The sequence below is a fragment of the uncultured Tateyamaria sp. genome, assembly GCF_947503465.1.
In the GTDB taxonomy this organism is placed as follows: Bacteria; Pseudomonadota; Alphaproteobacteria; order Rhodobacterales; family Rhodobacteraceae; genus Tateyamaria.
Genome location: NZ_CANNDN010000001.1, coordinates 363,624 through 384,427, shown reverse-complemented (window position 1 = coordinate 384,427; position 20,804 = coordinate 363,624). Strand labels below are relative to the sequence as shown.

Sequence of the window (20,804 nt, the reverse complement as noted above, 5' to 3'; positions counted from 1 at the left end):
AGTCCGGCAACGGTCATCGCTGATCGATGGCGCCGCCTGCATGTTGTGTTTTGAGCGCGACGACATCGCCCCGGATGTGGAGCTTGTGGACCTTGGCCTGGATACAGGTCGACGTTCAGGACATGATGGAAAATACCTGGGCCAAACAGGGCGTGGACCTTGTCGGTGTTTTCGACGCGTTGCCCGTGTACCGGGTCAAGGCAGACGACATGACCCTGGCAAGCCTGCGGGACAATACCGCCCTTTTTGGCCCCTGGCATCCGCATTGCAGTACAGGTTCATATCGGTGCGCCGCGCAACCGTGCCGCGTCGATTGCCGCGCGCCGCTATGTCCAATGTGGCAAGAAGGGTGACAACATGAATCGCGCAAATGCGCGCTGGCAGGTTCCGGCCAAGGCCGCCGGGATCTGGGGCACGGCGCTGGGTGTGCCGGTGTTCAACGTTTTACGGTCCTGCACCCCGCTGGCGCAGTTCCTATTCACTGCACCGCCCGCGCTTTGGGGACGTTTCGACCTGTGCGCTGACTATCGCAGGTACCTGTGCGGCGGTTTACGGGCGCGCATGGGCCGCATGGGGATATTCAGAAGCGGAAAAATCAGCGGGAACACCGCGGGAAAGATGCCTGACGTCTTTGCGCGCCTTACCCCTGAACCCGGGTGAACGTCCCCTTGCCTTCGAGGATTTCCTTGAAACCGCCGGCCGTGTCCAGCGGGAAGACAATCAGCGGCAGGTTGTTGTCGCGGGCCAGGGCAATGGCAGAGGCGTCCATGACCCCCAGCCGCTTTGCCAGCACCTCGTCATAGGTGACCGTGTCGTAGCGTTTGGCGTCGTCATGTTTGGCCGGGTCCTTGTCATAGACGCCGTCGACCCCGTTCTTGCCCATAAAGATCGCCTCGCACGACATCTCGTTTGCGCGCAGGGTCGCGGCGGTGTCCGTGGTGAAGTACGGGTTGCCCGTGCCCGCGGCAAAGATGCAGACCCGCTTTTTCTCGAGGTGGCGCACGGCGCGGCGGCGGATATAGGGTTCCGCAACCTCGTTCATCGTGATGGCGGAGATCACGCGGGTAAACACCCCCAGCCCCTCAAGGGCGGACTGCATGGCAAGCGCATTCATCACCGTTGCCAGCATGCCCATGTAGTCGGCCGTGGTCCGCTCCATCCCTTGCGCCGATCCCTGCAAGCCGCGAAAGACGTTGCCGCCGCCGATGACCATACAGATTTCGACGCCCATATCGTGAACCGCCTTGACCTCTTGCGCGATGCGTTCGACCGTTGGCGGATGCAGGCCGTACCCCTGGTCGCCCATCAGCGCCTCGCCCGAAATCTTGAGCATGACCCGATTGAATGTGGCTTGTGTCTCGCTCTCGGTCATGGTGCGCCCCCGCTCTTTCAATTTGCGCGCAACCTGTCCTAAAAGCGGCTGGTTTTCAATGGACGACACGACATGATCGGCGACCTGATCGCAACATTGCCGCGAGACCTGCCTGTATTGATCGCGGGGCCAACGGCCTCGGGCAAATCGTCGCTTGCGCTGGCCATCGCAGAGGCGCAGGGCGGCGTGATCGTGAACGCCGATGCAAGCCAGGTTTACGCGTGTTGGCGGGTTTTGACGGCGCGCCCGTCTGCCGAGGAAGAATCGCGTGCGCCGCACAGGCTTTATGGTCATGTCCCTCATGACGTGCCCTATTCAACCGGACATTGGATGCGCGAAGTGAAACCTTTGCTGCGCGGGGACCGCCCCATCATCGTGGGTGGTACCGGGCTTTACTTCGCGGCGCTGACGGATGGGTTGGCCGACATCCCGGCCACCCCTATGGATGTGCGTACCCATGCCGATACGCTGTCGCTGGAGGCCCTGGTGCGCGACCTTGATGCAGAAACAGCCGCCCGGATCGACACCGCCAACCGTGCCCGGGTGCAGCGCGCCTGGGAAGTTCAGACCGCCACGGGACAGACGCTGGCCCATTGGCAAAATCAGACTGCGCCGCCGGTTTTGACCGGGGGCATGTATACCGGTCTGGTTCTGGACAGCCCCAAGGACTGGCTGACCCCCCGGATCGAAACCCGCTTTGATCAGATGCTGCGCGGCGGTGCGCTGGACGAGGCGCGCGCGATGCAGGACCGGTTTGATCCCGCCCTGCCCGCCTGTCGCGCCATCGGCGTGGCCGAAGCAATGGCCCTGCTGCGCGGGGAGATCGACCACGCCACCGCTGTCGAGCGCGCGACAATCGCCACCCGTCAATATGCCAAGCGGCAGCGCACCTGGTTTCGCGCGCGCATGGCCGAGTGGTGGCGGATTTCAGCGCCTGATCTGTCCCGGACTTGACTAATCTTGTCCGCATGGGCCCAATGCCGTGGATACGGCCCCTTTGAACTTGTCGAAACCGGACAAAGACATGTCTCTTGCCCCTGTTGCGATCAAACCATTGAACCAAGTGACCCTTGGGCAGGACTGGCGCCTGGCACTGGCCCATGACAGGCCCGAACATGTCATCATCTGGATCACGCGGGGCCAGGGCCGGTTGCTCTTGAACGGGACCCGCCGCGGGGTTGGCACGCACAATGCGCTGACCATTCCGCCCCGCACCCTGTTTTCACTGGAACTGGGCCGCCAGGGCAGCGGCATGATGGCCCTGATCCCCGATGGGACCGATATTCGTCTTCCAACGGGCCCACGGCAATTGCGTCTGCGTGCCGTGGACGCGATCAGCGAGTTGACCGGTATATTCGAAGCGGCCCACCGTGAAACCACCCAAGGACGGCCGCTGGCCCAGGATGCCGTGGATGCGCATATGGCGTTGATGTCGGTCTGGTTGCGCCGCCAGATTGCGCTGCCGGATCATCTGCCAATGGACATGAACGCCGCCGCCCGCCTGAGCGGACGGTTTTGCGCGCGCGTGGCGTTGCATCATGCCGATGGCCTGACGATGGCGGAACATGCCGAGGTGTTGGGGGTGACGGCCACGCACCTGACGCGCGCCTGCAAGGCGGCCACCGGACGGACCGCCGCCGATCTGCTGACGGAGCGCATTCTTTATGCCGCGCGGGTGGCGCTGCTGGAAACGTCCGTGCCCGCACAGGATATCGCCCGACATCTGGGTTTCGGCTCGGCCGCCTACTTTACCCGATTCATGCAACAGCATACCGGCCAAACTCCGACCGCCTTGCGCAAGGCGGCACGCTGACCCGCCGCCCGCTCACTGCCCACGCCGCGGGCAATGTCGCAAACAGCACAGTCAAATGTCGCAATTGTGCACTGATTTTTGAAACCGCACCGTTGACCTGTGTGCACATCTGTTGCCTCATATAGAAAGGGAGCAACAAAAGACCGCAAAAGCGCACGATTGAATGCCGCCGCCAGCGGCGTGCCGCGCGCCTGACCCGCTTGACGGGTCATCCGGTCACAAGGGGGCATCGGTGTAGCCAGACCAGATCAATCACAGTTTGAGGCCCGCACAGGCCCACGTCAGAGGCGCATGAACACAACAAGCCGCGCCCGGCGGTCATCACAGGCGGCACTCACCCGCCACAAAGCCACCCAACAGGGGCGATAAATGGGACTTTTCATACTCAGACGATTGGGCGTGATGCTGCTGACGGCCTTGTGCCTGACGTTCATCGTGTTCTTTTTGACCAATCTCTATCCAAACCTCGAAAAACTGGCCAAGACGCAGGGCAACTTCCGCATGACGGACGAAGCCGTGGCAAGCTGGCTGGACGACCGGGGATATATCGACAACACCTTCGTCAAATACGGACGCTGGCTGGGCGTCGCACCCGGCTGGGTGACCGAGAAGGAAGACGGCACCGTTACGGGCCAGTGTTTCGAGGAAAACGCCCCTGTCGAAGAGCGGGCGACCTTCTGCGGTGTCCTTCAGGGGGATTGGGGCTTTTCGCTGGTGTTCAAGGATGATGTCAGCAGCCTCGTGGCCACCCGACTTGGCGCCACGGGCAAGTTGATGGGATTTGTCCTTTTGGTCATGGTGCCGATGTCACTGATCGTGGGCGTGCTTGCGGGGATGCGCGAGGGGTCGGGTCTGGACCGGTCGTTGTCCACATTCTCGATCGCGACCACCGCCACGCCGGAATACGTGTCGGGGGTAATTTTTATCGCGGTCTTTGCCTCATCCGCCTTCGGGCTCAAATGGTTCAAGGGGTCGGCCACGCAGGCCATTGAAAACGCGACTTTTGAGAACTTCACCCTGCCGGTGCTGACCATCGCCCTTTACGGCATGGGGTACATCGCGCGGATGACACGGGCGAGCATGACCGAGGTGATGACGGCCCAATACATTCGAACGGCGCGCCTGAAAGGCGTCAGCTTTGGCAACATCGTTCTGAAACACGCGCTGCGCAATGCGTTGATTGCGCCCTTCACGGTCATCATGTTGCAAATCCCGTGGCTGTTGAACGGCGTCGTGATTGTCGAGACGTTGTTTAACTACAAGGGCTTTGGCTGGTTGCTGGTGCAGGCGGCGGGCAACAATGATATCGAGTTGCTCTTGGCCGTGTCTGTCGTTTCCGTCGTCGTGGTTCTGATCACGCAGCTGATCTCGGATATCGGCTACATTTTCCTCAACCCGCGCATTCGCATTTCCTAAGGAGGCTTACCCATGGACCCTTTGACATGGACCGGCCCTTTGGGGCAATTTTTGGACCCGGTGCTGTATGTACTGTCGGCACTGTTCCTACTGGCCGTCCTGGTGCAGATCGTGATGAGCGTGGCATCCACTGGCGAGCGGGTTGTGACCAACCCGGATGGCACTCTCAGTTCGGCGGGCGGCATGTATGGCGTGTCGAGCGCCGCAACCAAATGGACCGGTGCCGCGCTGTTGGCCGTTGTACTGGGGTACATCGTGGTCGGGGTCTTTGCCGGACCACAGGCCGCCGGGATCATCGGCGGAATGAGCCAGCAACTGATGCCTGTCTGGATTGCGCTGATCATCACCTTCGCGGTGTCGATCACCTACAAGCGCCGCCTGGGCCTTTACGGCAAGCTGTTCGATTCAACCGTGGGCATGATCGGTTTCGCGCTGGTGATGTTCTGGGTGTATGCGGGCGTGATGGCGGGAACCTTTGACTGGATTACCACCCATGAAAGCCTGAGCCAGGTGTCCGGCATGAAGAACAAGGTGCCCGGCACCCCGCTGCGCGGCGCCGAAGATGGTGAATACGCCTGGTACCTGCTGGGCGGCGACAATCTGGCCCGCGACGTGTTCAGCCGTCTTTTTAAGGGTGCCTGGGTCGTGGTGCAGATCGCGCCGTTGGCCACGCTGTTCGCCTTCATGGTCGGCATCACGCTGGGTCTGCCTGCGGGCTATTATGGTGGTCGTCTGGACACGATCCTGTCGTTCCTGGCAAACCTGATCCTGGCCTTCCCGGTCATCTTGCTGTTCTACCTGCTGGTCACGCCCGAGATCGTGGCGACCGGCATTCCGAACTACATGGCGACGGTGCTGTTCATCTTCCCGCTGATCTTCGTCGGGGTGCTTTTGAACTCGCGCTACTACACGCAGCCGAGTTTCCGGACACCACTGCTGATCGTGGTGCTGGGCCTCATGGGGTGGGTGTACCTGTCGCTGATTTCGGACGGCGGAACCAAGGTGGCCGTCCTGCCCGAGTTCATCGACCTTTTCGACATCGATCCGGGCATCCTTGTCGTATTCGTGTCGGTCGTATTCGTGAATGCACCCACCGTGTTCAGGATCGTGCGGGGCCTTGCCCTGGACATCAAGACCCGGGACTATGTTGCGGCGGCACAAACGCGCGGAGAAGGCCCATGGTACATCATGCTATGGGAGATCCTGCCCAACGCGCGTGGCCCGCTGATTGTCGATTTCTGCCTACGCATCGGCTATACCACCATTCTTCTGGGCACATTGGGCTTCTTTGGCCTGGGTCTGGAAAGCGAGAGCCCGGACTGGGGAACCACCATCAACGCCGGTCGGCGGCTGTTGTCGGTATACCCGCATGCGGCCATCGCACCGGCCCTGTCGCTGCTGACGCTGGTTCTGGGGTTGAACCTGCTGGCGGATGGGTTGCGCGAAGAAAGCCTGAAGGACTGATGGAAACGGAGGGACCGGGGGCCAGCCCCCGGACCCCCGTCGTATTTTTGGTCAGAAGAAGCCCAAAGGGCACGATCTGACGGGGAGAGATGAAAATGGCGAAACAGGATTATGACGGCCCGATCCTCGAGATCGACAAGCTGAGCATTTCCTTCTTCACACGGTTGCGGGAAATCCCGGCCGTGATGGATTTTTCGGTCACGGTGCAACCCGGTGAAGCGGTTGGGCTGGTGGGCGAGTCGGGCTGCGGCAAGTCCACCGTCGCCCTTGGCGTCATGCAGGACCTTGGCAAGAACGGGCGCATCGTGGGCGGGTCCATCAAGTTCAAGGGCCGCGATCTGCAGGAGATGAGCGCCGAAGAGCTGCGCGACATCCGCGGGTCGGAGATTGCGATGATCTATCAGGAGCCGATGGCGTCCCTGAACCCGGCCATGAAGATCGGCAAGCAGCTGATGGAAGTGCCGATGATCCACCAGGGCATGTCCGAAAAAGACGCCTATGAGCGCGCCTTGCAGGTGGTCACGGATGTGAAGCTGCCCGACCCCAAGCGGATGCTGAATTCTTTCCCGCACCAATTGTCGGGTGGGCAACAGCAGCGGATCGTGATTGCCATGGCGTTGATGTCCGAACCGTCGCTCTTGATCCTGGATGAGCCGACAACTGCGCTGGACGTGACCGTTGAGGCTGCCGTGGTGGAACTGGTGAAGGACCTGGGCAAGAAATATGGCACCTCGATGTTGTTCATCTCGCACAATCTTGGCCTGGTTCTGGAAACCTGCGACCGGATTTGCGTGATGTATTCGGGCGAAGCGGTCGAACGCGGCAGCATCGGCCAGGTGTTTGACGAGATGCAGCACCCCTATACCCAGGCGCTTTTCCGGTCGATCCCGCTGCCCGGGGCGGACAAGAACGCGCGCCCGCTGGTGGCCATTCCAGGCAACTTCCCCCTGCCCCATGAACGCCCGCCCGGGTGCAACTTTGGCCCGCGCTGCGACTACTTCGAAGAAGGGCTGTGCAACGAGAAGAAAGCCATTCCGATGTGTCCCGCCAATGACGATGGCAGCCACGAGACGCGTTGCCTGAGGTTCCAGGAGATCGACTGGAACGCGCCGATCACGTTGGGCGAGCAGAAGGAAAAGGGCGCTGTGGGTGATGTTGTTCTGAAGATGGACAACCTGAAGAAATACTATGAGGTGGCTGCCTCTGCCCTGTTCTCCTCAGGTGAGAAGAAGGTCGTGAAGGCGAACGAGACGCTGAGCTTTGAGGCAAGGGAAAGCGAAACCCTGGCCATCGTGGGTGAATCCGGCTGCGGCAAGTCCACCTTTGCCAAGGTGCTGATGGGACTTGAGACCGCGACCGAGGGCACGATCACGCTGGGCAACAAGGCCATTCAGGACATTCCCATCGAAGAGCGTGACACCCAGACGGTGGCGGATGTGCAGATGGTGTTCCAGAACCCGTTTGATACGCTGAACCCGTCCATGACCGTGGGCCGACAGATCGTGCGGGCATTGGAGATCTTCAAGATCGGCAAGAACGAGGCGGAGCGCTGGCAGCGCATGCTGGAGCTGCTGGACCTCGTGAAACTGCCCCGCGAATTTGCCAACCGTATGCCGCGCCAATTGTCCGGCGGGCAGAAGCAACGGGTGGGCATTGCCCGGGCCTTTGCTGGCGACGCGCGGATTGTTGTGGCGGACGAGCCGGTATCGGCGCTGGATGTGTCCGTGCAGGCGGCGGTGACGGACCTGCTGATGGAAATCCAGCGCGAGCAGAAGACCACGCTGCTCTTCATCTCTCACGACCTGTCGATTGTGCGTTACCTCAGTGACCGGGTCATGGTCATGTATCTGGGCCATGTGGTAGAGTTGGGCTCAACCGAACAGGTGTTTTCGCCCCCCTACCACCCTTATACGGAGGCGTTGCTGAGTGCGGTGCCCATTGCAGACACCTCCGTGGAGAAAAAGCATATCGTGCTGGAAGGCGACATCCCGTCAGCGATGAACCCGCCGCCCGGCTGCCCGTTCCAGACCCGCTGTCGTTGGAAATCGGAGGTCCCCGGTGGGCTGTGCGAGAAAGAGGTGCCACCGGTGCGTCATCTGGCCGACGGCCATCAGGTCAAATGCCATCTGGCCGATGACATCCTTGCGCGGATGGAGCCGGTCATCAAGATCGCGGCGGAGTGATCAAAGACCCTCGGCTGCGGCGGCGAAGTTTTCCATGAACTGCCAAAAGCCGGGGACGACCACCGTTTCGAAGAAGTATCGCAATTCCGTGAAATTCGCGGCGAAGACGCCAATGCAATAGGCTGTCCAGAACTGCCAGGCGCGTTGCGCCGTGCGCGAAAAGATCAGCGTTGCCAGGAAGGCCAGCGGACCGGCAATCACCGAGCCGATATAGGCCGCGATTTTGAGATCGGCCAGGATCAGGCCATAAAGCGTCAGATAGTCGAGCGTGATGATGAACAAAAAGCCGATATTGCTGGCAAAGAGTATGCCCGCAATGCCGCCTGCAATGCCGCCCGCGACCAACATATCAAGGTGGAACCGACGTTCCTTGTAGGCTTCGTGCACCAGCCTTTGTCGAGGCACCACGACGTCGCTTGCGTTTTGCGCCCGCCCGCTGTTGATCCGCCCCAAGCGTTCTTCGAATGTGGATTGACCCGGTTTCATGTCTGCCCCCTAGCGCGTGTTTCCACTCGGGTTACGGGAACCGCTGGGCAGCAATATGGCGCTATTGGCACATTCGAAGGGCGCTTTGGGCCGTGGTCAGCTGCCCCAGATGATCTTGACGTAGTTTCGGGTCTCGCGGAAGGGCGGCACGCCGTTGTATTTCTTCACCGCGCCTGGGCCCGCGTTGTAAGCCGCAAGTGCGAGGCGCCAACTGCCGAAGGTGCGGTACTGTTCCTTGAGATACCGCGCGCCCCCTTCCAGGTTCTCTTCGGGGTTTTCGCGGTCCACGCCAAGACTGCGCGCAGTGGCGGGCATCAACTGGGCCAACCCGTAAGCGCCCTTGTGTGACCGCGCCTTGGCGTTCCAGCCACTTTCCTGCTGAACAAGGCGCAGGAACAGGTCTTCGGGTACCCCGTGCTTGCGGGCCGCGTCCTGTGCCATGCGCAGGTAAGGCCCGCGATACTTGCCGTTATAACGTTTGGTTTCGGCGTCCCATTTGGTGGGCGTGACCACCTTGGGTGGCTGCAACCGGACCGAGTTCGTGTATTGCTTGGCCGCGCGGCTGTCCAGAACGCTGGTTTGCGACTTGAAAAGCGAATTCCGGCTTTTTGACGACACGCTTTGTGCAACGCTCGCGCTTGCCATGCAGGCCGCGATAATCGCGCCAACCCAGACTGCCCGCATGTCACCCACCCCCCAGTTTGCTCACTGTCCCGGTTTCCTGCCGCGCAATATACGGCTTTTTCGCGCACTTGCCAGCCTTCCGCGATTTAAGTCTGCATTAACCATGTGTAGTCTAGCCAGAACACGAAGGCCGGAGATGGAATCAGCCCGGCGAGCGATAGAGGGGAAGAACATGGCAGGGTCCGTCAACAAGGTCATTCTGATCGGCAATCTGGGGCGCGACCCCGAAGTGCGCACGTTCCAGAATGGCGGCAAGGTGTGCAACCTGCGCATCGCAACCTCAGAGACATGGAAAGACCGCAACACGGGCGAACGCAAGGAACGCACCGAGTGGCATTCGGTCGCCATCTTCTCGGAACCGCTGGCGCGCGTGGCCGAGCAGTATCTGCGCAAAGGGTCCAAAGTGTATTTGGAAGGCCAGCTGGAAACCCGCAAATGGCAGGACCAGTCGGGGCAGGACAAGTATTCGACCGAAGTTGTGCTGCGCCCCTACACCTCGACCCTGACAATGCTGGATGGCCGTGGCGAAGGCGGCGGCGGTGGTAACTTTGGCGGCGGCGGTGGCGGTGGCCAGATGGGATATGACGACCAGGGCGGTGGATATGGCGGCGGTGGCGGCAACAGCCAGCCCAGCCCGGCGCCAAGCCGTGATCTGGACGACGAAATTCCGTTCTGATCGGATCATCAGACAGGAAAAAAGGCCCGCGAGGATATCGCGGGCCTTTTGCGTTTACAGGAACCGCGCTTCAGTACATCGACCTGGAATAAACCTCGTCCACTGCATTCTGACTGGTATCTTTCACCGGCAACCGGGTGTGATCCTTGAGAATATCGAACAGGGTCGGTACGGGACGTTCGGTTGGCCATGTATCGGGCGTCCATAGGCCAGATCGGATTGGGGCCTTGCCGCAATGGGTGTAAATCTCATCCGCTGTGACGCGTATAACCGTCTTTGGGCTGCGCCCGTTCACCTGGAACCGGTCGCACAATGCGGGATCGTCGCTGATCTCTGCCGTGCCATTGACGCGCAAGGTTTCTGTGACCGAAGGGATCATAAACAATAACGCGACTTTCGGATGGGCCAGAATGTTCAGCAGAGTGTCGATCCGGTTGTTGCCGGGGCGGTCCGGTATCAGCATCGTTGTGTCGGAGTCGACCTGCACAAACCCCGCAGGATCGCCCTTGGGCGACACATCAAGGTTGTGACCGTCCGAACTTGCCAGCACCAGAAACGTCGCATGATCAATGAACTGGCGGCAATGATGATCGAATGTCGAAACAACCTTGGCAGCGGCCAGCGTGTGCGGTTCGCCGTAGAGTTCCCTGAGCCTGTCCGGTGTCATCGCATTCTCCCTTGCCGTATCAGCGCCCGTGCAGCGCGTCCTTCAGCACTCCCATGACCACGTCGCGTGGCACATCCGAGGTGACAAAGGCGTCGCCAATCCCGCGTGCAAGGACAAAATTCAGCGTGCCTGCGACAACCTTCTTGTCCTGCCCCATCAGGTCCAGCAGGCCGGCCGCATCCGGTAGATCGCCGGGGATGTCGGCGATATCGGTCTTCATCCCCATCGCTTTCAAATGCGCGCGCACGCGACTGGGGGCTTCCTGACTGCATAGACCCAACCGGGATGACAGCTCAAACGCCAACCCGCATCCCACTGCCACACCTTCTCCATGCAAAAGGCGGTCCGAATATCCAGTTGCGGCCTCAAGCGCATGGCAGAATGTGTGCCCAAGGTTCAGAAGCGCACGGTCCCCCTGCTCTGTCTCGTCGCGCGTCACGATCTCGGCCTTCATCTCAACCGACCGTTTCACGGCGGCAACCCGCAGGGCCATATCGCCTGACGCCATGGCGGGGGCATTGTGTTCGAGCCACTCAAAGAACGCGGAATCGCCCAACAGCCCGTATTTCATCACCTCGCCATAGCCTGCCAGAAAATCACGCTCGGATAACGAGCCAAGCACATCCGTGTCGGCCAGAACGAGGCTGGGCTGATGAAAGGCGCCGGCCAGGTTCTTGCCCTGCGCCGTGTTGATCCCGGTCTTGCCGCCCACCGAACTGTCAACCTGCGCCAGCAACGACGTGGGCACCTGCACAAAGCGCACACCACGGCGCAGGATAGCGCAGGCAAAGCCCACAAGGTCGCCGATGACGCCGCCGCCCAGAGCCACCACAACGTCCCGGCGTTCGATCTTTTGATCCAGCAGCCATTCGGTCACCTGTCCCAGATGGGCCCAGTTCTTGGTGGCCTCGCCCGGGGGCAACTCAAGAGCGACCGCTTCGATCCCCGCAGCGGCAAGACCTGCCCGCAGCGCCTCCAGATGCAGGCCAGCCACTCGGCTTTCAGTGACGACTGCCAAACGCGGGCGCGGCAACAATGGTGCGATCAGTGCCCCGGATTCCGCCAAAAGGCCGGGCCCGATCAGCACATCATAGGCGCGGTCACCCAACGGTACATGGACGGTTTCACGCATCCGTTTTCTCCAGAACATCCGGGCGTTGGGTCAGCAGTGTCGCCACAACCCGGTCCACCATTTCATCAATGCTGAGATCCGGCAGGGACACCACGGAAACATCGGCCATGGCGTACAAGGGTACGCGGGCGGCATAGATTTCCGCAAGTGTCGCACGTGGATTGGCGGTGCGCAGCAACGGGCGCGTGTCCTTGTGCCGAACGCGCTGCCACAGCAGATCAAGGTCGGCATTCAGCCACACCGACACGCCATGTGCGGTGATGTTCGCGCGATTTTCCCTGGCCAGAAAAGCGCCGCCACCGGTGGACAGAATGCCCCGTTCCTCATCCAGAAGACGCGAGATCACCTGCGTTTCCTTGGCGCGAAAAAACGGCTCGCCGTCGCGCTCAAAGATTTCGGGCACGGTCATGTTGGCCGCCGCCTCGATCTCGGCATCGCTGTCCAGAAACGGCACCCCAAGACGCAAGGCCAGTGCCCGGCCCACGGCCGTCTTGCCCGCGCCCATCATGCCGACCATGACCACGGTTTTCTTCAGCGCAAAGCCTGCCCCAACCACGCTGTCCTGCTGATTTTCGCTCATATGCTTGTCAATGACGTGATTTTGCAAAAAAGGCCATATATGCTTTGTGCAAAACAAAGAACCACGACCAAGAATTCTGGGGCAGGCAAAAACATGATCCGTCTATTCAAGCTGTTGATCTTTCTAGCGATCATCGGATTTGTCGGACTTGTGGGCTATGCCTATGTGGGTGAGTACTTTGGGGCGAACTTCTCTCCGCCACAGGATGAAACACGTGTGCCAGTGACCTTGGATGCGGAATAGCCTTGTTTCATCGCTTTTTGCCGTGATCGGCGCAGCGGTCGCCGCGCAAGGACAGGACACACCTGCGGCCCCGCTGAGCGTGATCGATTGGCTGGAGATGCAAGGCGCCATCGAGGCGGTCCAACCCGCACCGGACGAACCCGATGTCGCGCCCAGTGGCACGGTGCCACAAGTGACCGTACGGCCCTTGACCGATCCCGCCTCGAAACGCGTGGGATTGGCCCCCTCGAATGTCACCGGCTTGCCCGACACGCTTTGGACAGGCAGCAGGGCCGCCACGCTGACCCGCGCCATCACTGCCTTGCCCGATGCCCCCTTGCCCGCGATCCAGGCGCTGACCATGACCTTGCTTCTGGCCGAGGCGCATCCACCCGAAGGCGATGCCATGGCGTTTGACCTGGCGCGGGTCGACGTGCTGACCCGCTATGGCGCGCTTGACCCGGCGCTGGCGCTGTTGGAGCAGATGGGCGTCACCCGCGAGGCGGCAAACCTGTCGCGCTACATGGACCTGTCGTTGGTGGCAGGCAATGTGGGTGGCGCCTGTGCCTTGATCCTCCAATCCCCGCGCCTGTCCCCCGGCAAGGCACATGATGTGTTTTGCGCGGCGCGGGCCGGGAATTGGGATGACGCGGTGCTGATCATGGGCACGGCGCGCGCCCTTGGGCTTATTGACCCGGATATTGCGGAGGCGTTGGAACGGTTTCTTGATCCAGAGCTGTTCGAGGGCGAAGCGCCCCTGCCCGTGCCGCCCTCTCCCGACCCGCTGATGTTTCGCCTGTTCCAAGCAATCGGCACGCCCATTCCAACACGCGGCTGGCCGGTGGTCTACGCCAACGCGGACCTGTCACCGAATTCCGGATGGAAGGCACAATTGGAGGCGGCAGAACGGTTGGCCCGGCGCGGCGCACTTGGCGACAACCGCCTGCTGGGTCTTTATACGCAGCGTCAGGCGGCCGCTTCGGGCGGGGTTTGGGACCGGGTGGCAGCCATCCAGCGGTTCGACACGGCGCTTGGCACCCGCAGTCCGGATGCCGTTGCCAAAACCCTGCCCGCCGCCTGGCGCGCGATGGGTCAGGTTGGCCTGCAAACCGTCTTCGCGAATCTCTTTGCGGATCGCCTTTCCGAATTGGTCCTGAGCGGGCCCGCAGCCGATGTGGCGTTCGACGTTCTTTTGCTGTCCCCGGCCTACGAGACCGCAGCCGAAAGCTTTCCTGCCCGCGCGCTCAGACGCCCTGTTCACGCCGCAGTCGCTGCGGGTACTGTGCCAAACGGGTTGACCGCGGACGGTGTTCAGGGCGCTATCCTGCGCGCGTTTTCAACCGCCCCCGCCGACCCCGACATAGTGCGCAAGGCCCGGGACGGCGCCCTCGGTGCGGCCTTGCTTGAGACGATCAACCTGACGCAGAACGGCGCGGCGGGCGATGTCACGCAACTGGCCACCGGTCTTGCCACCTTACGCGCCCTTGGGCTTGAAGATGTTGCGCGCCGGACCGCGCTTCAGGTTCTTCTGCTTGAGGGTCCGGGATGAGCGACAGGTGGATTTCGACTTTCCTTGAGGCACAGGCGGCGGAACTTGGGGCCGCGCGGAACACGCTGCTTGCCTACGGGCGGGACTTGAAGGATGCGGGGGCCTGGTTGTCTGATCGGGGCACCGGGTTTGACACCGCAGATACGGCCCAGATTGAGGCGTATCTGATCCATTGCGATGCACAGGGTCTGGCCAAAGCAACCCGCGCCCGGCGCCTGTCCGCGATCAAGCAACTCTACCGCTTTGCCTTCGAAGAAGGCTGGCGCGCTGACAATCCGGCGATCCAGATTGTAAGCCCGGGACAGGACAAGCGCCTGCCCAAAACGCTGGATGAAGACGAGGTCGAGCGTCTGCTGACCGCCGCGCGCACCTATGGTCGAGGCGATCACGACCGGCTGCGCGACACGTGCCTGATGGAACTGTTGTATGCCACCGGCATGCGGGTGAGCGAACTGGTGAGCCTGCCGGTGTCGTCGGCACGCGGTGATCCACAGATGCTGTTGATCCTGGGAAAAGGCGGCAAGGAACGTATGGTGCCGCTGTCCCCGTCGGCGCGCGCGTCGCTACTGGCCTGGATTGAGGTCCGCGATGCCAAGCAGGCGGCATTGGAAAACGAAGGTGCGCCCCTGTCCCGGTTCCTTTTCCCGTCGCGCGGCGCATCCGGACACCTGACACGGCACTGGTTCTACGCGCGGATCAAGGCGCTGTCCGTCCATGCGGGGGTGGCCCCGTCCAAGGTCACGCCACACACGCTGCGCCACGCCTTTGCGACCCATCTATTGGCGGGTGGCGCCGATTTGCGGGCCATTCAGACCATGTTGGGCCATGCCGACGTGGCAACCACCGAGATTTACACCCATGTCGTGGACGAACGGTTGACACAACTGGTGCTGGACCATCACCCGCTGGCGCGGGATACGCGCAAGTCGGGCGGTAACACGTCCTCTGACGGCCAGTAACCGCTGCACAGGGCGCTGTGGTAGCCTTGGGTCAGGCCGACGGCTTCCATGTCCCGCACGGCAGTCGCAACGTCATAGGTCAAACGGTGAAAAGACACCGCGCCGCCGTTCAGGGTCGCAAATACGGTCGTCCTGGACCCGTCATGCGGCGGCATGCCAATCACGCCCGCATTGATCCATGTACCCGCGCCCACATCACGCTGGAACGGAATGCCGGAATGGCCCGCGACGACATGATCCACCGGTCCGACGATCGCCTCAACCGTGGCCCATTCCTCGGCAAACACGGTATCGGGTGACGTCGACCATACAAAACGCGCGATGTCGGTTGCGCCGCCATGAAGGACTGCATAGCGCGCGCCGTGATGGGTGAAGATCACGATGGCTGGCAAGGTGCTCATCCAGACGCGATCATCCTGTCCGATATGCCGGTTGGCATAGCCGAACCAGCCTACTGACAACAGATCGCATGTCGTGCCTTCCGCGAAACCGCAACCGCAATCGGCGGCCCCACGTGCCAATTGAACCTCGCAATTGCCTGCGACAACCGCGCACCCGGCCGCGCGGATGGCAGCCACGGTTTCCGCCGGGCGGCCGCAATACGCGACAACGTCGCCCGTGCAGACAGGCGTGGCGTTGCGTATCCGCGCTTGATCAAGCACGGCATGCGTGGCCTGCAAGTTGGAGTATGGACCGCCAAAGAACAGCACAGGTCCCTGCAACACCCCCAAATCCTGTACGCGCATCTGGCCCTATCCCTTGATTGCATCGCCTCAGCCCCCCATAACCCAAGCACGATCAAAGGATAAATCACGAATGGACGACCCCACTTCGACGCTGGACGCGGCGTTCTGGATCACTTGCGCCGTCATCCTCGGCCTGCTGGTTCTGTCCGGCTTCTTCTCCGGTTCGGAAACCGCACTGACGGCAGCCTCGCGCGGGAAATTGCGGGCCAAGGCAGACAAGGGATCACGCGGCGCCGAACGGGCGCTGAAGATCACCGAAGACAATGAACGGCTGATTGGGTCGGTCCTTCTGGGCAACAACCTGGTGAACATCCTTGCCACGTCACTGGCGACCGCGCTGTTTACGCGGGCCTTTGGCGAATCCGGTGTGGCCCTAGCCACGCTTGTGATGACGCTGCTTGTACTGATCTTTGCCGAAGTGCTGCCCAAGACTTATGCCATCACCAATTCCGAAACCGCAGCGTCGCTGGTGTCACGCCCGATTTCGCTGGTGGTTCTGGTTTTTTCCCCCATCGTCGCCGCGGTGCGTTTGCTGGTGCGGGGCGTGTTGCGCGTCTTTGGCGTGCGGATCGACCCCGACAGCCAGATCATGGCGGTGCGCGAAGAGATCGCAGGCGCGTTGCAGCTGGGCCATTCGGAAGGCGTCGTGGAAAAAGAGGACCGCGACCGCATTCTGGGGGCGCTGGATCTGGGCGACCGCACTGTCGAAGAGATCATGTTGCACCGGTCAGGCATCGAGATGATCAATGCACAGGATACCCCTCAGGCCATCCTGGAACAGTGTCTTCAGTCAAACCACACGCGCCTGCCCGTGTTCCGGGACGAACAGGAAAACATCATAGGCGTCATTCACGCCAAGGACCTGCTGCGTGCGATGTACCGGGTCATCGGTGGACCCGAAGGCGATGCCGCCGCCCTGAAATCCTTTGATATCAGCCAGGTGGCCATGCCGCCCTATTTCGTGCCGGAAACGACGACGTTGGACGACCAGATGCGCCAATTCCTGCGGATGCGGACCCACTTTGCGCTGGTCGTCGACGAATATGGTTCCTTGCAGGGGCTGATTACGCTGGAAGACATCCTGGAAGAGATTGTCGGTGAGATCACCGACGAATTCGACCCCGACAGCGAACATGCCGTCCAGAAGGCAGATGACGGTCATTTCCATATTGATGGCGCTATGACCATCCGCGACCTGAACCGGGCCACCGACTGGAACCTGCCGGACGAAGAGGCCAACACCGTTGCCGGGTTGGTCATTCACGAAGCGCAGATGATCCCGACCGTCGGTCAGGTGTTCAGCTTTCATGGCTTCCGTTTTGAAGTGACTGCGCGAGACGGCAATCGCATCACCGCATTGCGCATCCGGTCGTTGGACTGAACGGCCCTCAGGCTATTTCACCGCCGTCGTTGTGCGTGTCCAACCATGTACGGACGTCATCCAGACGCCCCCGGGCGACGGGGATCTTCTCGCCATCCTGAAGGGTCAGCTTTGATCCGTTCAGGGACTGAGCGGTGCGCCGGGCCACCCAGTGTGACCTGTGGGTCTGAATGCCATCTTCGGCATGCACCTGATCAAGAAACGTGGCCATACGCTCGCGCATGATCTCGATCCCGTCGGAGGTATGTATCTCGAGGTAGTGTTCCGCCGCCTTGACCCGGGCCACCTCGGCCAGAGAGACCTTCTTGCCCGCCAACGTGATGACACGTGCAGCGGTTGCCTTGGCTTTGCGCGCACGCTGTGCCGGCAAGAGCCACAGCAGGGCAACCGTTTCGAACACGTGGGCGACCAGCACGTTTCGCACATTCATCTGCCAGGTCATGCTGCCGAAGGGTGGTTTGCCGGGCTCGAACAGAACGGTCAACGCACCTGCGGTGAGATACGTGGATGCCAGAACCAACGGGGTCGACAGCACAATCAGCGGAATAGGTCCGCCGAAGACGGCCCGCCAGATACGGCAGCTGGCCAGCGCGTACACCATCGACACCACGAGATAGACAAGCAACGCGATCAGCCAGAACGCCAGGCGCAACCCAAAACTGTCAAATTGCGGCAAAGTCACAGGATGCCCTGTGGCCATGATCAAAAAGCCAACCAGCACGAGAACCCACATCTGCCACGACGTGTAAAGGTCGTGCATTTCACGTATCGTGAAATGTGCCAGGCTGCCATTCGAGACATAAACCTGCACTTCGTGGTCGTAGACCTTCCCCAACATGATTTCTATCTAACATGTGACGCTAATTAGAGTAAACGTCTCGGGAAGGCCTAATCGGGGTGCGGAAGGATGTTGTTATCGGTTTCAGTACAGGCCTGTATCGATCAGTTCGAGCGTTCTTTCGCACCCCAGTCCACCACCTGCCCGATCACCCACGCAGTCTGACACCATCGGGGTCGAATGGCGGTTTTTCCAATATTTTCGCCTTGTGCGGGCGGCCCAGCACCATCACCTCGACTGTGTCTCCGGGCCTTGCGTCCGTGACATACCCCAGGGCAAGGCTCATTCCGACCGTGTAACCATACGCGCCCGACGTGACGCGACCAATTCCCGCACCATTGTCGAAGATGGGTTCTCCGCCCGTGGCATCGGCGCCTGACGCCGCCGTATCGGCGTCGTCCAGATGCAAAAGCACCAGCGATTCGCGCTTTGCGTGCGTCAATACTTCGGCCACGGCGTCCTTGTTCAGAAACGCCTTGTCCAGTTTGATCAGCCGGTCCAAACCAACTTCTTGTGGCCAGTATTCGGGGCTATATTCACGGCTCCAGGACCCATACCCCTTCTCGACGCGCAAGCTCATCAGCGCGCGGCTGCCCACGGGGCCGATGCCCATATCGGCGCCATGGTCGATCAGCGCCGTGTAAAGCCGAAGCTGATCTGCGGTGCGGCAATGCAGTTCCCACCCCAGATCGCCAGTGAAGGACACGCGCAACGCCAGCACATCGACGCCTGCCAGCTCTATCCGTTGCGATCGCATGAACGGGAAATCCTCGGTTCCGAGGGACACGTTGGTCATTCGCTGCAACAATGCACGGCTTTCGGGACCGGCCACGTTGAAGCCACAGATGTCCTCGGTCCTGCTTTCAAAGGTTGTGTCGTCGGGCAGCGGAACCTGTTTGAAAAACCGCGTATGATAGCGTTCCGCCATGCCAGAGCCGATGATCCAGAATTCATCCTCTGCCAGACGGGTCACGGTGAAATCACCTGCGATCCCGCCGCGCTTGCCAATCAACGGGGTCAGGCAGGACCGCCCGACCACGCGCGGCATCCGGTTGGCAAAGACAGCGTTCAACCAATCCTCGGCCCCCGGCCCCTTGCATACATACTTGGCAAAGTTGGAGATATCGATGATCCCGGCACGGTCCCGAAGCATGTGGCATTCGGTGCCAACGGCATCAAACCAGGGCTGGCGCGTGAAGCCCGCAGTGTCGGCGACATCGGCAAAGTACAGCGGATGTTCCCACCCATAATTAAGCCCCATCCGGGCCCCCATTGCGACTTGCATGTCGTGGACGGGCCGTGTGCGGACAGGACGCCCCGCCACGCGTTCTTCGCCCGGGAAATGGATCTTGAACCTGTGCGCGTATTGATCACCGACGCGTGCCTTGGTGAACGTCTTGCCCGCCCATGTCCCGAACCGGGCCATGTCCCAGGCAAACATGTCGTATTGCGTTTCGCCCTCGATGATCCACTGCGCCGCAAGCAACCCCATGCCCCCGGATTGCGAAAAGCCCGGGATGATGCCGTTACAGCAGAAATACCCCTGAAGTTCGGGCACAGGTCCAAACAGAACATTGGAATCCGGCGACCAGATCATCGGACCGTTGATCACCCGTTTGATCCCTGCGGTGCCCACAACAGGCACGCGGTCAATCGCGCGCATCATGTTGTCCTCGATCCGTTCAAGATCGTCCGCAAAAAGCTCGTGGCCAAAGCCCTGCGGCGTGCCATCTTCCGCCCAGAACCGCACGTCCTTCTCGTAGGCGCCCACCAGCAGTCCCTGGCCTTCCTGACGCAAGTAATACTCGCCATCCCGGTCCGCGACCGAGGGCAAACGGCGATCCAATGCAGCCACCTCGGCAATGGTTTCTGTGACAAAATACTGGTGTTCGGTCGGTTGCAGCGGCAATGCGATGCCGGCCAGCGCCGCAACCTCCCGTCCCCAAAGCCCCGCCGCGTTAACCACCCAAGGTGTGGCGATATCGCCCTTGTCCGTCCGCACGATCCAGGTGCCATCGGCTTGCTGTTCTGTGCCCGTCACCGGGCAAAAGCGGACGATTTCGGCACCGTTCTGTCGCGCGCCCGCCGCATAAGCGTTGGTGACCCCGGATGGATCGACATTGCCGCCATCGGGCTCCCACATGATGCAACGGATGCCGTCATAATCGACCAACGGGTGCAGCCGCTCGGCCTCATCCCGGCTGACCTCGTGAAAGTTCATACCATACAGCTTGGCCTTCGCCGCCTGCAGCCGCAATTGATGCTCGCGCGCTTCGGTCTGGGCCAGGTACAGCGACCCCGGTTGGAACACGCCGCAGCCCTGCCCGGTTTCCTGCTCCAACTCTTTGTAAAGACCCATGGTGTAGTGCTGGATGCGGCTTATGTTTGTGCTGTCATGCAGACCATGAATGTTGGCTGCCGCATGCCATGTCGACCCGCTGGTCAACTCGTCCCGTTCCAAAAGGACAACATCGGTCCACCCCAGTTTTGTCAGGTGGTACAAGATCGAACATCCGATGACGCCACCGCCAATGACGACCGCTTGTGCGTGGGTACGCATGGTACTTTCCCGTTGCAGACTCGTTGCAGGTCAACCTGCGCCGATGTCGCCGCGCCCGGTGGTCCATAGGCGACAT

Annotated in this window: 19 protein-coding genes; 10 read left to right on the top strand and 9 right to left on the bottom strand. The window is 61.2% G+C overall.

All coding sequences use genetic code 11. The annotated features are described in order from the left end of the window. Window positions 1-640: 640 nt before the first annotated feature. The gene (gene pyrH / locus Q0844_RS01925) at window positions 641-1,372 is read right to left on the bottom strand and encodes a UMP kinase (protein ID WP_299041500.1); all 732 of its coding nucleotides are present in this window, start codon (window positions 1,370-1,372) and stop codon (window positions 641-643) included. Between the two features lie 72 nt (window positions 1,373-1,444). Here pyrH and miaA point away from each other — a divergent pair, with 72 nt between their 5' ends. The 5 genes from miaA (at window position 1,445) to Q0844_RS01900 (ending at window position 8,248) form a co-directional block, all read left to right on the top strand. After that, entirely contained in the window at window positions 1,445-2,326 is an 882-nt protein-coding gene (miaA, locus tag Q0844_RS01920) for a tRNA (adenosine(37)-N6)-dimethylallyltransferase MiaA (RefSeq protein WP_299041497.1), read from the top strand. Window positions 2,327-2,396: 70 nt separating this feature from the next. Beyond that, window positions 2,397-3,185, top strand: coding sequence for an AraC family transcriptional regulator (locus tag Q0844_RS01915; RefSeq protein WP_299041495.1), 789 nt, complete (start codon window positions 2,397-2,399; stop codon window positions 3,183-3,185). Between the two features lie 369 nt (window positions 3,186-3,554). Next, the gene (locus Q0844_RS01910; protein WP_299041493.1) at window positions 3,555-4,601 is read left to right on the top strand and encodes an ABC transporter permease; all 1,047 of its coding nucleotides are present in this window, start codon (window positions 3,555-3,557) and stop codon (window positions 4,599-4,601) included. Between the two features lie 12 nt (window positions 4,602-4,613). Continuing rightward, complete coding sequence (locus tag Q0844_RS01905) at window positions 4,614-6,065, top strand: ABC transporter permease (RefSeq protein ID WP_299041491.1); 1,452 nt, start codon at window positions 4,614-4,616, stop codon at window positions 6,063-6,065. Window positions 6,066-6,160: 95 nt separating this feature from the next. Beyond that, window positions 6,161-8,248, top strand: a complete 2,088-nt coding sequence (locus Q0844_RS01900) for an ABC transporter ATP-binding protein (RefSeq protein ID WP_299041488.1) — start codon at window positions 6,161-6,163, stop codon at window positions 8,246-8,248. Here the strand turns inward: Q0844_RS01900 and Q0844_RS01895 are convergent, their stop codons facing one another. Together Q0844_RS01895 and Q0844_RS01890 are read right to left on the bottom strand one after the other, a co-directional pair. Continuing rightward, the gene (locus Q0844_RS01895) at window positions 8,249-8,734 is read right to left on the bottom strand and encodes a hypothetical protein (RefSeq protein WP_299041486.1); all 486 of its coding nucleotides are present in this window, start codon (window positions 8,732-8,734) and stop codon (window positions 8,249-8,251) included. Window positions 8,735-8,830: 96 nt separating this feature from the next. Continuing rightward, window positions 8,831-9,418: a lytic transglycosylase domain-containing protein gene (locus Q0844_RS01890; RefSeq protein WP_299041485.1), complete on the bottom strand. Its 588-nt coding sequence runs from the start codon at window positions 9,416-9,418 to the stop codon at window positions 8,831-8,833. 172 nt (window positions 9,419-9,590) lie between these two features. On the opposite strand from Q0844_RS01890, the gene ssb reads away from it, so the two are divergent. After that, on the top strand, window positions 9,591-10,094 hold the full coding sequence (gene ssb / locus Q0844_RS01885) for a single-stranded DNA-binding protein (protein WP_299041482.1): 504 nt from the start codon (window positions 9,591-9,593) through the stop codon (window positions 10,092-10,094). 70 nt (window positions 10,095-10,164) lie between these two features. Here the strand turns inward: ssb and Q0844_RS01880 are convergent, their stop codons facing one another. Genes Q0844_RS01880 through Q0844_RS01870 form a run of 3 tightly spaced genes read right to left on the bottom strand, consistent with a single transcriptional unit; the run spans window position 10,165 to window position 12,473 of the window. Continuing rightward, complete coding sequence (locus Q0844_RS01880; RefSeq protein WP_299041479.1) at window positions 10,165-10,761, bottom strand: pyridoxamine 5'-phosphate oxidase family protein; 597 nt, start codon at window positions 10,759-10,761, stop codon at window positions 10,165-10,167. Between the two features lie 19 nt (window positions 10,762-10,780). Continuing rightward, window positions 10,781-11,893: a 3-dehydroquinate synthase gene (gene aroB / locus Q0844_RS01875; RefSeq protein WP_299041476.1), complete on the bottom strand. Its 1,113-nt coding sequence runs from the start codon at window positions 11,891-11,893 to the stop codon at window positions 10,781-10,783. After that, window positions 11,886-12,473, bottom strand: coding sequence for a shikimate kinase (locus Q0844_RS01870; RefSeq protein ID WP_299041474.1), 588 nt, complete (start codon window positions 12,471-12,473; stop codon window positions 11,886-11,888). The genes aroB and Q0844_RS01870 overlap by 8 nt, the downstream gene beginning before the upstream one ends. A 93-nt stretch (window positions 12,474-12,566) precedes the next feature. Here Q0844_RS01870 and Q0844_RS01865 point away from each other — a divergent pair, with 93 nt between their 5' ends. The 3 genes from Q0844_RS01865 to Q0844_RS01855 are packed head-to-tail and all read left to right on the top strand — an operon-like array spanning window position 12,567 to window position 15,203. Then, window positions 12,567-12,716 (top strand): hypothetical protein, encoded by a 150-nt coding sequence (locus tag Q0844_RS01865; protein ID WP_299041471.1) that lies wholly within the window; start codon window positions 12,567-12,569, stop codon window positions 12,714-12,716. Continuing rightward, complete coding sequence (locus Q0844_RS01860) at window positions 12,706-14,244, top strand: hypothetical protein (protein WP_299041469.1); 1,539 nt, start codon at window positions 12,706-12,708, stop codon at window positions 14,242-14,244. Before Q0844_RS01865 ends, Q0844_RS01860 begins: the two co-directional genes overlap by 11 nt. Further along, window positions 14,241-15,203 carry a site-specific tyrosine recombinase XerD gene (locus Q0844_RS01855; RefSeq protein ID WP_299041467.1) on the top strand — a complete coding sequence of 321 codons (963 nt, stop codon included), beginning with the start codon at window positions 14,241-14,243 and terminating at the stop codon, window positions 15,201-15,203. Before Q0844_RS01860 ends, Q0844_RS01855 begins: the two co-directional genes overlap by 4 nt. Here the strand turns inward: Q0844_RS01855 and Q0844_RS01850 are convergent. Continuing rightward, window positions 15,143-15,949 (bottom strand): metallophosphoesterase family protein, encoded by an 807-nt coding sequence (locus tag Q0844_RS01850; RefSeq protein WP_299041466.1) that lies wholly within the window; start codon window positions 15,947-15,949, stop codon window positions 15,143-15,145. The two genes, Q0844_RS01855 and Q0844_RS01850, sit on opposite strands and share 61 nt — an antisense overlap. Before the next feature lie 70 nt (window positions 15,950-16,019). On the opposite strand from Q0844_RS01850, the gene Q0844_RS01845 reads away from it, so the two are divergent. Then, on the top strand, window positions 16,020-17,330 hold the full coding sequence (locus tag Q0844_RS01845; protein WP_299041464.1) for an HlyC/CorC family transporter: 1,311 nt from the start codon (window positions 16,020-16,022) through the stop codon (window positions 17,328-17,330). 7 nt (window positions 17,331-17,337) lie between these two features. On the opposite strand, the gene Q0844_RS01840 is transcribed toward Q0844_RS01845, so the two are convergent. Both Q0844_RS01840 and Q0844_RS01835 read right to left on the bottom strand, forming a co-directional pair. Then, window positions 17,338-18,168: a LytTR family DNA-binding domain-containing protein gene (locus tag Q0844_RS01840; protein WP_299041463.1), complete on the bottom strand. Its 831-nt coding sequence runs from the start codon at window positions 18,166-18,168 to the stop codon at window positions 17,338-17,340. A gap of 148 nt (window positions 18,169-18,316) precedes the next feature. After that, on the bottom strand, window positions 18,317-20,728 hold the full coding sequence (locus Q0844_RS01835) for an FAD-dependent oxidoreductase (protein WP_299041462.1): 2,412 nt from the start codon (window positions 20,726-20,728) through the stop codon (window positions 18,317-18,319). Window positions 20,729-20,804 lie beyond the last annotated feature (76 nt).